Source organism: Sphingomonas sp. P2_B6 (assembly GCF_056404755.1).
Window position 1 is genome coordinate 98060 of sequence record NZ_JBFUDK010000015.1, and the last position, 12364, is coordinate 110423.

Annotated in this window: 10 protein-coding genes; 9 read left to right on the forward strand and 1 reads right to left on the reverse strand. The window is 67.0% G+C overall.

The genetic code is table 11. The features are described 5' to 3' along the window. The first annotated feature begins 5 nt into the window (after nt 1-5). From AC1DX5_RS19075 to AC1DX5_RS19100, 6 genes are all read left to right on the forward strand, one after another. Nucleotides 6-914: a D-alanine--D-alanine ligase gene (locus AC1DX5_RS19075; protein ID WP_465173956.1), complete on the forward strand. Its 909-nt coding sequence runs from the start codon at nt 6-8 to the stop codon at nt 912-914. After that, entirely contained in the window at nt 911-1861 is a 951-nt protein-coding gene (locus AC1DX5_RS19080; RefSeq protein ID WP_465169508.1) for a cell division protein FtsQ/DivIB, read from the forward strand. The genes AC1DX5_RS19075 and AC1DX5_RS19080 overlap by 4 nt, the downstream gene beginning before the upstream one ends. Before the next feature lie 5 nt (nt 1862-1866). Further along, complete coding sequence (gene ftsA / locus AC1DX5_RS19085) at nt 1867-3129, forward strand: cell division protein FtsA (RefSeq protein WP_465169507.1); 1263 nt, start codon at nt 1867-1869, stop codon at nt 3127-3129. 114 nt (nt 3130-3243) lie between these two features. After that, entirely contained in the window at nt 3244-4701 is a 1458-nt protein-coding gene (gene ftsZ, locus AC1DX5_RS19090) for a cell division protein FtsZ (protein WP_478016781.1), read from the forward strand. Between the two features lie 111 nt (nt 4702-4812). Beyond that, on the forward strand, nt 4813-6867 hold the full coding sequence (locus AC1DX5_RS19095; RefSeq protein ID WP_478016784.1) for an SPOR domain-containing protein: 2055 nt from the start codon (nt 4813-4815) through the stop codon (nt 6865-6867). Continuing rightward, nucleotides 6864-8039 (forward strand): deoxyguanosinetriphosphate triphosphohydrolase, encoded by a 1176-nt coding sequence (locus AC1DX5_RS19100; RefSeq protein ID WP_465169504.1) that lies wholly within the window; start codon nt 6864-6866, stop codon nt 8037-8039. The genes AC1DX5_RS19095 and AC1DX5_RS19100 overlap by 4 nt, the downstream gene beginning before the upstream one ends. Before the next feature lie 142 nt (nt 8040-8181). Here the strand turns inward: AC1DX5_RS19100 and AC1DX5_RS19105 are convergent, their stop codons facing one another. After that, the gene (locus AC1DX5_RS19105; protein ID WP_478016786.1) at nt 8182-8487 is read right to left on the reverse strand and encodes a hypothetical protein; all 306 of its coding nucleotides are present in this window, start codon (nt 8485-8487) and stop codon (nt 8182-8184) included. A gap of 248 nt (nt 8488-8735) precedes the next feature. On the opposite strand from AC1DX5_RS19105, the gene argS reads away from it, so the two are divergent. The 3 genes from argS (at nt 8736) to AC1DX5_RS19120 (ending at nt 12354) form a co-directional block, all read left to right on the forward strand. Continuing rightward, nucleotides 8736-10463 carry an arginine--tRNA ligase gene (argS, locus tag AC1DX5_RS19110; protein WP_478016788.1) on the forward strand — a complete coding sequence of 576 codons (1728 nt, stop codon included), beginning with the start codon at nt 8736-8738 and terminating at the stop codon, nt 10461-10463. After that, nucleotides 10463-11188, forward strand: a complete 726-nt coding sequence (locus AC1DX5_RS19115; RefSeq protein WP_465169501.1) for an SPOR domain-containing protein — start codon at nt 10463-10465, stop codon at nt 11186-11188. Before argS ends, AC1DX5_RS19115 begins: the two co-directional genes overlap by 1 nt. Nucleotides 11189-11346: 158 nt before the next feature. Further along, complete coding sequence (locus AC1DX5_RS19120; RefSeq protein WP_478016790.1) at nt 11347-12354, forward strand: glycoside hydrolase family 3 N-terminal domain-containing protein; 1008 nt, start codon at nt 11347-11349, stop codon at nt 12352-12354. The last annotated feature ends 10 nt before the right edge of the window (nt 12355-12364 follow it).

Here is a 12364-nt window from a genome sequence, read left to right on the forward strand (position 1 = left end):
TCCTGATGGGCGGCTGGTCGGCCGAGCGCGAAGTGTCGCTGATGTCGGGTGCCGGGGTCGCTGATGCGTTGGAAAGCCTCGGCCATCGGGTCACCCGGATCGACATGGGCCGTGACGTCGCGGCCAGGCTGGCCGAGGCGGCGCCGGATGTCGTGTTCAACGCGCTGCACGGGACACCCGGCGAGGACGGGTCGGTGCAGGGCATGCTCGACCTGATGGGCCTCAAATACACGCATTCGGGCCTCGTCACCTCAGTGATCGCGATCGACAAGCTGCTGACCAAGCAGACTCTGGTACCGCACGGCATCCCGATGCCGGGCGGGCGGATCGTGAAGAGCGAGACCCTGTTCGATGGCGATCCATTGCCGCGCCCCTATGTGCTGAAGCCGGTCAATGAAGGCTCCTCGGTAGGCGTGGCGATCGTCACCGACGAAGGCAATTACGGCAACCCGATCGCACGCGGCGTAAGCGGGCCCTGGGGCGAGTTCGAGGAGCTGCTGGCGGAGCCCTATATCCGGGGGCGCGAGCTGACCACCGCCGTGCTGGCCGGCGAGGCGCTCGCCGTGACCGAGCTCAAGCCCAAGAGCGGCTGGTACGATTATGATGCGAAATATACCGATGGCCTGACGTTGCATGTCTGCCCGGCGGAGATCCCCGACGAGATCGCCGACGCCTGCAAGCGCATCGCGCTCGATGCGCACCGGCTGCTCGGCTGCGAGGGCGTGTCGCGCGCCGATTTCCGCTGGGACGACAGCCAGGGCGTGGACGGCCTGTTCCTGCTCGAGGTCAATACCCAGCCCGGCATGACCGCGCTGAGTCTCGTGCCCGAGCAGGGGCGCTATATCGGTCTCAGCTATGCCGAGCTGGTCCAGAAGATCGTCGAGGAGGCCCTGGGTCCGGAGAAAAAGACGTGAGCCGAACGATCAAGCGCGGATCGCCGCCCCGCCGGCAGATCCAGTCGAAACGCCGCCAGCAGCCCAAACAGTCGATCATCGACCGGATGATCGAGGCGCTGCCGATCAGCCACGAGACCCTGGGCCGGATTGCCACCTGGTCGATCGTCGGCGCGGTCGGTGCGGTCGCGATCGCGGCGGCGACCTGGTTCGGCGTACCGGGCGCGATCGGCGTGGCCATTGCCGAGGGTGTCGGTCGTGCCGGCTTTCGTGTCGAGCAGGTCGAGGTCACGGGTCTCAAGCGAATGGATCGGATGACGGTCTATGCCGTTGCGCTCGATCAGAAATCCCGCGCGATGCCGCTGGTCGATCTCGAGGACGTTCGCCAGAAGCTGCTGTCCTTTGGCTGGATCGCCGATGCCCATGTCTCGCGCCGGCTGCCCGACACACTGCTCGTTCATATCGTCGAACGCACACCGACCGCCGTGTGGCAGGATCGCGGGCGGTTGTCGCTGATCGCGGAGAACGGGGTGTGGCTGGAGCCGGTAAAGGCTGACGCCATGCCCGATCTGCCGCTGGTGATCGGCCCCGGCGCGAACCAGCAGGAAGCGAATTATCAGAAGCTGCTCGAGGCCGCGCCCGCGCTCCGCCCGCTGGTCAAGGCGGCGACCTGGGTCGGCAACCGGCGCTGGAACCTGTTGTTCGAATCCGGCGAGACGCTGGCGCTGCCCGAAGGTGATGCCGACGCCGCCAGGGCTCTGGTGAAATTCGCCCAAATCGACGGAGTGACGCCATTATTGGGCAAGGGCTATCTCCGTTTCGACATGCGCGATCCGAAGAAGTTTGTCGCACGCAAGCCCGGTCAGGTGGTCGAGCGTGCGATTTCCGACCCGGACAGCGAAAATAGGCCGCAGGGACCGGCACTTATCGAAGCTAAGCATAGCGCGTTCAAATTGGTACAGGGATAAGGCGTATGGCGAAGACAGCACCTGAAGGACTGATCACTGCGCTCGATATCGGATCGTCCAAGGTTTCGGCGCTGATCGCGCAGAAGGGCGATGGCGGCGAACTGATCGTGCTCGGCACCGGCCAGCGCGAGAGCAGGGGGGTCAAGCGCGGCTATATCGCCGATGCGGCGGCGACCGAAGTCGCCGTGCGCGAGGCGGTCGAGCAGGCCGAGCGGATCGCCGGTACCAATATCGAGAATGTCTGGGTGAGCTTCTCGGCCGGCGGGCTGGTGTCCGATGTCGCCTCGATCGAGTTCGAACTGGGCGGCCACCGCGTCGAACAGTCGGATATCGACGCGCTGCTCCAGGCGGGGCGTGAATCGATCGATCCGGCCGGCCGCATGGTGCTGCATGCGCAGCCGGCATTGTACACGCTCGATGGCCTGACGGGGGTGAAACGCCCGCTCGGCCTGCATGCCGACCGGCTTGGCGTGCATATCCATGTCGTCGCCGCCGACGGATCACCGGTGCGCAATCTCGGCCTGTGCGTCGCCAATGCGCATCTCGAAGTGAAGGCGATCATCGCGTCGCCGGTCGCGACCGGCATGGCCTGCCTGTCGGAGGAAGAGCGCGAGCTGGGCGTCGCGATGGTCGAAATGGGCGCCGGCATCACCAATGTCTCGCTGTTCGCGGGCGGCATGCTGGTCGGCCTGACCTCGATCCCGATCGGGGCGGCGGACATCACCGACGACATCGCCTCGGCATTCGGCACGCGCCGGGCCCAGGCCGAGCGGATGAAGTGCTTCTACGGGTCGGCCAATGCGTCACCGCGCGACAATCACGACATGATCGAGGTCGCGCCGATCTCCGCCGAAGACGGCGCGGGCGAGGGCGCCCGCATCACGCGCGCGCAGCTGATCTCGGTGATCCGCCAGCGCCTCGATCATCTGATGAGCGAAGTGCAAAAGGCGCTGGTCGACCTGAAGTTCGAAGGTCCGGTCGGGCGCCAGGTCGTGTTGACCGGCGGCGGCGCCGAGCTGAAGGGGATCGCCGATTATGCGCAGCAGGCCCTGGGCCGTTCGGTCCGCATCGGCCGGCCGCGCGGGCTGACCGCCTTGCCGGAAGCGCATGGCGGACCGGCATTCGCGACCCTGGCGGGCCTCGCTTTCTATGCCGCGGCGGATCCGGTCGATTTGCGGTCCTTGTCACCGACTAACCAATTGGTGCACCGGCCCAAGGGACTTGCGATCTTCAAGAGGCTGATCGCAACCGCCAAGGCGAATTATTAAAGAAATACGACAAGATTTAGCTGTTCGTGCTGGAGTCACCGCAAGGGATGGTGCAGAACGAACGGTATCATCATTTAAGCGCCCCGATGTTTGGGGTGTTGCGGAGACCAGGCGATGAGCATCGAATTCCTTCCCCCTGAAGTCGACGAACTGACGCCGCGCATCGCGGTGATCGGGGTCGGCGGTGCCGGAGGCAACGCGATTGCGAACATGATGCGCGCTGAAGTCCAAGGCGTCGATTTTCTTGTCGCCAACACCGATTCGCAGGCGCTCAAGCAGTCGAGCGCGTCGCACAAGATTCAGCTCGGCGCGAAGATCACGCAGGGCCTGGGTGCCGGTTCGCGTCCCGAGATCGGCCGCGCCGCGGCGGAGGAGACGATCGAGCAGGTCAGCAAGATGCTTGAGGGCGCGCACATGTGCTTCATCGCCGCCGGCATGGGCGGCGGCACCGGCACGGGCGCCGCGCCGGTCATCGCCAAGGCAGCACGCGACATGGGCATCCTGACCGTCGGTGTCGTGACCAAGCCGTTCGCCTTCGAGGGCAAGCGCCGCGCCGCGAGCGCAGAGGCAGGCATCGAAGAGCTGCAGAAATATGTCGATACGCTGATCGTCATCCCGAACCAGAATCTGTTCCTGGTCGCCAATGCGAACACCACCTTCAAGGAGGCGTTCCAGATGGCGGACGAAGTGCTGCAGCAGGGCGTGCGCGGCATCACGGATCTGATGGTCATGCCGGGCCTCATCAACCTCGATTTCGCCGACGTCCGCTCGGTGATGCAGGAGATGGGCAAGGCGATGATGGGCACCGGTGAGGCGTCGGGCGACAATCGCGCGATCGAGGCGGCGTCCAAGGCGATCGCCAATCCGCTGCTCGACGGTGTGAGCATGAAGGGCGCCAAGGGCGTGATCGTCTCGATCACCGGCGGCGACGACATGCGCCTGCTCGAAGTCGACGAGGCGGCGAACCACATTCGCGAACTGGTCGACGAGGACGCGAACATCATCTGGGGTTCGGCGTTCAACCCCGAGCTCGAGGGCAAGATCCGCGTTTCGGTCGTTGCTACCGGCATCGAAGCTGACTCGCGTCCGACCGCCGCGGCGGCCCCGGTGTCGCGCGCCTTCACCTTCTCCGCGCCGAAAAAGGCCGAGGAAGCGCCAGCACCCGTGATAGAGGCCCCCGAGCCCGTGGCGTTCGATGCCGAGCGACCAGCGGACATCGTCCTTGAGGCGCCCGAGGCCGCCGGCGACAGCGATGAACTCGTACTCGGCAGCGAGACACGGGTTTCCGACATCCCGGTGTTCGGCGACGAGGAAGAGGTCGCGGCGGCGCCTGAAGCCGCACCCAATCCCGATTTCCCGGCGCGCCGCCGCTGGCTGTCGCCCGGTGCCCCCGCCGCGGAGGAAGCTCCGGCCGAAGCGGAGCCCGCCCCCGCCGCGCCGCGCGTGAAGCTGGGCGGTACCCTGTTCGAGCGCATGTCGAGCGTCTCGCGCGGTGCCGCGCGCGACGAGGAGCCGACCGACAAGGATGGGCTCGACATTCCACGCTTCCTGCATCGCCAGAACAATCAATGAGATGACGCCAGCGTGCGCGCCCGGTTTGTCGCCGGTGCGCGTCGCTCTGGCGCGCGGTGCCCCGACGGGACATTGCCCGTTCAGCCGGGCTCGGCTCTAGGCTGCCTTCTCATGCGCGTCTCCCGCCTCTTCGGATATGCCTTCACGCTTGCCGTGCCCCTTTCGGCGATGTCGGCGGTGGCACAGGTGCAGACGGTGCAGCCGCTCAATCCGATGGGCGACGAGCTGGCGGCGGAAATGCGCCTGCTCGCGGCCAACCCGCTCGACATCAACGCGTTGGTACGCGCCGGCGAACTCGCGCTGAAGCTGGGTGACCAGACGGCGGCGGCGACGTTTTTCGCGCGCGCCGAGCGGCTCGATCCGCGTAATGCCCGAATCAAGGCCGGCACGGGCAGCCTGCTGGTCCAGGCCGAACGGCCCGGCGAGGCACTGCGCCGGTTCGGCGAGGCCGAGGCACTGGGGCTCGATCCGCGCTATTATGCCGCTGATCGTGGCCTGGCCTATGATCTGGTCGGCCAGCAGGAACGCGCCCAGCGCGACTATCGCCTGGCCCTGAAGGATGGCGCCGCCGATGAGACGATCCGCCGCTATGCCCTGTCGCTGGGTATATCGGGCAAGCGCGATCTGGCGCTGCAGCAGCTCGATCCTTTGCTCCGCCGAAGCGATCGCGGCGCATGGCGCGCGCGCGCCTTTATCCTGGCGATGAATGGCGACGAGCAGGGCGCGGCGCGTATCGCCACCAACATGATGCCCCCGGGACTCGCCGAGGGGCTGCAGCCCTTTTTCGAGCGGCTTCCGGGCCTCGGCGCGACCGATCGGGCCTTTGCGGTGCATTTCGGCGAGCTGCGCGCGACGCCCGAGCGGATCGCGGACAGCCGGATGGTCCCGACGCTCGCACCGCTGCCGCCCGAGCCCGGTGCCGTCGCGCCCGCAGTCTTGGCGGCGGCGCAGGTCCAGTCCAAACCCCAGCAGGACGATCGTCGCAGCCGCCGCAGGAAGCGCGGCAAGCTGGATATCGTGCCGGCGGCAACGGTGCCGCCGCCGCAGGTCCAGCCGCAGGCGCCGCCGTTGCCGCAACCGCCGGCCTATGTCGCAAGCACTGAACCGGCCTATCAGCCACCCTACAGCCAGCCGGGCATGGTACAGCCGCTCCCCGGCGTACCGACGCGGACATCGGAGGTCGGTCGGCGAAACATGACGCTGGCCCCGGCGACCGGATCGCGGCCCGCGACCGTCGCCCCGACGCCGCCGCCCGCGCCGGAACGGCGTACAGTACAGGCGGAAGCCGATACGCGCGTGGCTGCTGTTTCGACCCCGTCGCCGGCCGCTCGGCCGGTATCGCCGCCGCCCTCGGCATCCGGATCAACAGCGCGTGCCTCGTCGACGTTGCCGGATCGTCCGGCAATCGTGACGAGGTCGCCGCTGCCGTCCGCGATGGAAACCAGCACCGGGGCCCCGGAAAACTCTCCCCGGCCGCTCGTCGGTGCACCGGTATCGGTTGCGTCGTCCACCGCGGTGCCCACGCCTGCCGTGACGACCCCGCCGGTGCGCGGCGTCGCGGCGGCACCGACCCCGGTACGGAGCGAGGATTCGATCCTCGCCAGCATTATCGCGAATATCGCCGTGCCCGGATCGGAACTGGTGGCCGGCGCCCCGGTCGACACCGTCCGGGCCGATCCGACTCCCGCGCCAGCGCCGGTCCGGGCGGCGCAACCACCGGCCGACACGGGTGCAGCGGCGCGCGAGCTCGCGGAAAAAAAGGCGGCGGCCGATAAGCAGGCGCTTGCCGACAAGAAAGCGGCTGAAACGAAGAAGCTGGCCGAGGCCAGGAAGCTCGCGGACGCAAAAAAGGCCGCCGAGCTGAAAAAGAAGAACGATCCCAAAATCCTGGAACCCTCGCGTATCTGGGTTCAGGTCGCGGGCGGGGCGAATGAAGCGACCCTGCCCAAGGAATGGGAGAAGGTCCGCGCCAGGGCGCCTGTGGCGTTCAAGGGCAAGACCGGCTGGACCACGCCGCTGCGCGCCACCAACCGCGTGCTGGCGGGGCCGTTCAAGACCAATGACGAGGCCCGCGCCTTCGTCAATGCGCTGGCCAGGGAGGGGCTGTCGGCCTTCACCTTCACCAGCGACGCTGGCCAGAAGGTCACGAAGCTGGCGGCGAAGTGAGCGCCGCCCCGCGTCACGCGCCCTGGGCCGCGGACCCGGCGAAGAGCCGCGGCCGCCTGAACGACGAGCAGCGCGAAACCGTGCGTGGGCCGCGCGACGCGTTCCAGCGCGACCGCGACCGCATCATCCATTCGATCAGCTTTCGCCGGCTGCGCCACAAGACCCAGGTGTTCATGGCACCGGATGGCGACCATTTTCGCGTTCGCCTGACTCATAGCCTGGAGGTTGCGCAGATCGGGCGAACCGTGGCGCGCACGCTTGGCCTGAATGAGGACCTGACCGAGGCCTTGTGCCTGGCGCACGACATCGGCCATCCGCCCTTTGGCCATGCCGGGGAGGATGCGCTGAAAGAGGCGCTGACCGGGCTGGGCGGGTTCGACCATAATGGCAACACGCTGCGGGCGCTGATGGTGATCGACAGCCCCTATCCGCGCTGGAACGGCCTGAACCTGACCTGGGAGACGCTTGAGGGGCTGGCCAAGCACAATGGCCCGATCGCCCGACCGCAATGGGCGCTGGCGGAGGCCGATGCGGCGTTTCCGCTCGACCTGACGCGCTGGCCTTCGCTCGAGGCGCAGGTCGCGGCGATCGCCGACGACATCGCCTATGACAATCACGATATCGACGACGGATTGCGTGCCGGGCTGCTGACGCTGGATCAGATCCTGGCGGTGCCGGTCGTGGCGGCGGGCTGGGACGCGACCCGCAAGCGCTTTCCCGACATCGCGCCCGACCGGCTGGTCGGCGAGCTGGTGCGCTCGCAGATCGGCACGATGGTCAACGATCTGATCGCGGAGACCCGGCGCCGCGTGACCGATGTGGGAATCGAGACGGCCGAGGATGTACGGGCCGCAGAGACCTGCCTCGCAGGCTTTTCGGACGAGATGCGTGAGGCCGAGCGGTCGCTCAAGCGCTTCATGTACGCCAATCTCTATCATCATCCGCGCCAGCTCGAGGCAGCGCGGATCGCCGGGGAACTGGTGGCGGGGCTGTTCGACGCCTATCACGCCGACCCGAGCCGCATGCCCCCCGACTGGCATGGGCGGCTACCCGCGGAAGAACCCGCGCGCAGCCGCCACATTGCCGATTTCATTGCCGGGATGACCGACCGATATGCCATCACCCGCTATCGCGAAGTGGTCGGTCCGATCGATCTGCCCGAAGGGTTTTAGCGCAAGAGTTTGTTGGCTTGAATCATCTCTCTCCGTTCGCCCTGAGCTTGTCGAAGGGCTGTTCTTTCTTCGGAGGAAGAGAAGAGCAGGGCTTCGACAGGCTCAGCCCGAACGGTGGGGATCAACCCAGCCCGAGAACGTCTTAGCGCGAGGCGAGCACGACCGGGGTCAGCTTGGCCTGGGCGTCCTTGACGGTGAACGAGACGGGCTCGCCGCCCGACACACCGCTGACCTGGTCGCCGCGCACGACGAAATCGAACGCGCTGCCGGAGGGATAGCGGCGGCCGCTGATGACCACGCGGTTGGCCTTGATCGCCATGGTGTAGACATAGGTCTGGCCGTCGCGGGTGAACTTGCGCTGGGGTGCCGCGTCGCTGGCGAGAGCGGGCGCGGAGAGGGTTGCCAGCATCGCGGCGGCGGCGAGGAGACTCTTGGGGAGGATAGTCATGGATCTTTCCTTTCGTTGCTCGAAAGCCAGATCAGCATCCTCACCGCTCGTCTTGTGGGCTCATGATATTGCAGTGCAGCAAAATCCCAACCGCAAAGATTGCGCGGCCAGTTGCAAGAAATGGAGGTGCACCGCTGCGGCCATGGATCCGAGGGCTTGCCTGCGAACAGGACTGGGTTGGTCGCGCGATTTGAGTGTGGGCGCGCCATCCGCTAAGGCCCGCGCTCGCTCTTTTGACCGGACCAGCAATGACCCTTTACACCCGTTTCGCCGCGCATCTCGATGCGGCGCTTGATGCCCTTGTCGCGGCGGGCGATCTGCCCGCCGGGCTGGATCGCGCCAACGTCACCGTCGAGCCGCCGCGCGACCCGAGCCATGGCGATCTCGCGACCAACGCGGCGATGGTGCTGGCCAAACCCGCGGGGACCAATCCGCGCGTGCTGGCGGAGAAGATCGCGGCCGAACTGGGCAAGCTCGACGAGGTCCAGGCCGTCTCGGTCGCCGGCCCCGGTTTCATCAACCTCGCGCTGACCGACGACACGTGGCGGTCGGAACTGTCGACGATCCGTGACGAGGGCGGCGATTATGGCCGCTCGACCAAGGGCGCGGGCACCACGGTGAACATCGAATATGTCTCGGCCAACCCGACCGGGCCGATGCATATGGGCCATTGCCGCGGCGCGGTGGTGGGCGATGCGCTGGCCAGCCTGCTCGAATTCGCCGGCGCCACCGTGATCCGCGAATATTATGTCAACGATGCCGGCGGCCAGGTCGATACGCTCGCCCGCTCGGTACACCTGCGGTATCGCGAGGCGCTGGGCGCCGATATCGGCGAAATTCCCGAAGGCCTGTATCCGGGCGATTATCTCGTACCGGTGGGTCAGGCGCTGGCCGCCGAATTCGGCGACGAATATGTCGACGCGCCGGAGAGCGAGTGGCTGGTGCTGTTCCGCAAGCGGGCGGTTGCGGCGATGATGGAACTGATCAAGGCCGATCTCGCCTTGCTCGGCATTCACCACAACCTCTTCTCCTCCGAGGCGGAACTTCAGGCAGCGGGCAAGCCCGAGGCGGCCGAGGCGGATTTGCGTGCGCGCGGCCTGGTCTATGACGGCATGCTCGAAGCGCCCAAGGGCGAGACGCCCGAGGATTGGGAGCCGGTGGTGCTGCCGCTGTTCCGCTCGACTCAGTTCGGCGACGACCAGGACCGGCCGATCAGGAAGTCGAACGGGCAATGGACTTATTTCGGCGCTGACCTGGCCTATCATTACCAGAAGGCGCAGACCGCCGACGCGCTGATCGACATCTGGGGCGCCGACCATGCCGGCACGGTGAAGCGGATCGTCGCGGCGGTGCAGGCGCTGACCGGCGGCAAGACGCGCTTCGACGTGAAGCTGGTGCAGATGGTGCGCCTGCTGCGCGCCGGCGAGCCAGTGAAGATGTCGAAGCGTTCGGGCAACTTCGTCACCCTGGCCGATGTCGTGCGCGAAGTCGGCAAGGACGTGGTGCGGTTCACCATGCTGACCCGCAAGTCGGACGCGCAGATGGACTTTGATTTCGCCAAGGTGGTCGAGGCGTCGAAGGACAATCCGGTCTTCTATGTCCAATATGCGCATGCCCGGGTTGCGTCGCTGCATCGCCGGGCCGCCGAGGCGGGTATCGTTTGCGGGGCGGTCGATCTGTCCCGACTGGAAACGGAGGATCTCGCGCTGGTGAAGCGCGCCGCGCAGTTCCCGCGAGTCGTGGAAACGGCGGCGGCGGCGCGCGAGCCACACAGGATCGCCTTTTATCTCTACGATCTGGCCGCTGAATTCCATGCGCTGTGGAATGTCGGCAACGATCGGCCTGACCGCCGCTTCCTGATCGCGGACAATGCAGCGGTTACCTGCGCGCGTCTTTTCCTGGCGGAAGCAATCGGGCAGATCATCCGCAATGGCCTCGGCATCATGGGGGTGCAGGCGGTCCAGGAGATGAACTGATGACGACGTCGAGAGACTATGAGGTCCGCGACGAGGATCGGCTGCCCTGGCTTCAAACCGTGGAAGAGGATTACGATCAGGGTCCTTCGGTCCTTCGCGTGATCCTGATGATCGTCCTTGGCCTCGCGGTCATCGCGGCGGCGATCTTCGGTTATTATTGGTACCAGCGGCATCGGGGCGCCGACGGGAACGGCGCGCTGATCGTCGCGCAGGAAGGCGATTACAAGGTCAGGCCCGACGATCCCGGCGGCCTCAAGGTCGAGGGCGAAGGCGAGGTAGCCGTCGCGACGAGTGACGGCGAAGGTAGCGGCAATGCCGCGATCGATCTCGGCGCGACGCCGGAGACGCCTGTTGTCGGTACGAAGGTCGCCCCCGTCGCGCCCGCTTCAGGCGGCTCGAAGACGGCTGTCGTGGCCGTCCCGGCATCGGGCGGCAAGCTGGCCGCGACGACGCGGTCGTCCGCGCCCACCGCCGGACCCATGTCGCGCGGTTCGCTGGTGCAGCTCGGCTCCTTCCCCGACGAGGCGTCGGCCAACACGGCCTGGGCCCGGGCGTCGAAGCGCTTCACCTACCTCGCCCCGCTCGGCAAGTCGGTGCAAAAGGCCGAGGTGAACGGGCGCACCGTTTTCCGCCTCCGCGTCAATGCGGGCAGCGCGGGCGCGGCGACCGAGCTGTGCGGTCGTCTGAAGGTCGCGGGGGAAGACTGTTTCGTGGCGAACGACTGACCCGTCTCCAGACAGGCGGCGTGCGTCACACCACAGAAGCTCATTGTTCGGTAAGCGGGAGATATGGGACATTATGGTGTCCCATATCCCGCTTGCCCTCGGACCGCTTCCTGAGGACGGGGCTTTTTGACGGAGGGGCTTCCTGTTAGTCCGCTTTTATGAAGCCCGTCATCTACGGCCTGTCCGGCCCGACTCTCACGCCCCAGGAACGCGCCTTTTTCGGCGACGCCGATCCGGCCGGCTATATCCTGTTCAAGCGGAACATCGCTGATCGGGCGCAGGTCCGCGCGCTGACCGACGATCTGCGGGCCCTGTCGGGACGCAACGACCTGCCGATCCTGATCGATCAGGAGGGCGGTCGCGTCGCGCGGATGGGGCCGCCCGAATGGCCCGCTTTCCCGGCCGGCCCGGCCTTCGACGCGCTGTACGAGACCGCGCCGATCTCGGCGATCGAGGCGGCGCGGGCCAATGCCCAGGCGATCGCGCTGATGCTGGCCGAGGTGGGCGTCACGGTCGATTGCCTGCCGTTGCTCGACGTGTCGCAGCCGGACACCACCGAGGCGATCTCGACCCGCGCGCTTGGCTCCGAGCCGATGCGCGTCGCGGCGATGGGCCGCGCGATCATCGAGGGGTTGCGCGAGGGCGGGGTGGTCGGCGTGGTCAAGCATATGCCGGGGCACGGCCGGGCGAAGGTCGACACTCATTATCACCTGCCGACCGTCACGGCCTCGGACGCCGAGCTCGAGATCGACCTGGCGCCGTTCAGGGCGCTGGCCGGCGCGCCGATGGGAATGACCTCGCACATCGTGTTCGAGGCCTGGGATGCGGAACGGCCGGCAACGCTCTCTCCGGTCGTGATCGAGCAAGTGATCCGCGGGCGGATCGGCTTCGACGGCCTGCTGATGACCGACGATATCGACATGAAGGCGCTCAGCGGCAGCGCGGGCGACAAGGCGGCCGGAGCGATCGCCGCCGGATGCGACCTGGTGCTCGATTGCTGGGGCCGGATGGACGAGATGGAGGATATCGCCGCGCGGCTTGGCGAAATGCCCGCGCGGTCGCTCGAGCGGCTCGACCGGGCGATGGCGACGATTGCCGGCAAGGCGCCGCAAGGCGAGATCGCGGCGCTGATCGCCAGGCGGGACGCGCTGCTGGCGCACACCTAGTGCCTCCCTC

Bases quoted from the DNA above. Each gene is read 5' to 3' on its own strand.
- argS (WP_478016788.1), top strand. From the start codon at position 8,736: ATGACCCTTTACACCCGTTTCGCCGCGCATCTCGATGCGGCGCTTGAT.
- ftsA (WP_465169507.1), top strand. From the start codon at position 1,867: ATGGCGAAGACAGCACCTGAAGGACTGATCACTGCGCTCGATATCGGA.
- ftsZ (WP_478016781.1), top strand. From the start codon at position 3,244: ATGAGCATCGAATTCCTTCCCCCTGAAGTCGACGAACTGACGCCGCGC.
- AC1DX5_RS19095 (WP_478016784.1), top strand. From the start codon at position 4,813: ATGCGCGTCTCCCGCCTCTTCGGATATGCCTTCACGCTTGCCGTGCCC.
- AC1DX5_RS19120 (WP_478016790.1), top strand. From the start codon at position 11,347: ATGAAGCCCGTCATCTACGGCCTGTCCGGCCCGACTCTCACGCCCCAG.
- AC1DX5_RS19075 (WP_465173956.1), top strand. From the start codon at position 6: ATGGGCGGCTGGTCGGCCGAGCGCGAAGTGTCGCTGATGTCGGGTGCC.
- AC1DX5_RS19115 (WP_465169501.1), top strand. From the start codon at position 10,463: ATGACGACGTCGAGAGACTATGAGGTCCGCGACGAGGATCGGCTGCCC.
- AC1DX5_RS19105 (WP_478016786.1), bottom strand. From the start codon at position 8,487: ATGACTATCCTCCCCAAGAGTCTCCTCGCCGCCGCCGCGATGCTGGCA.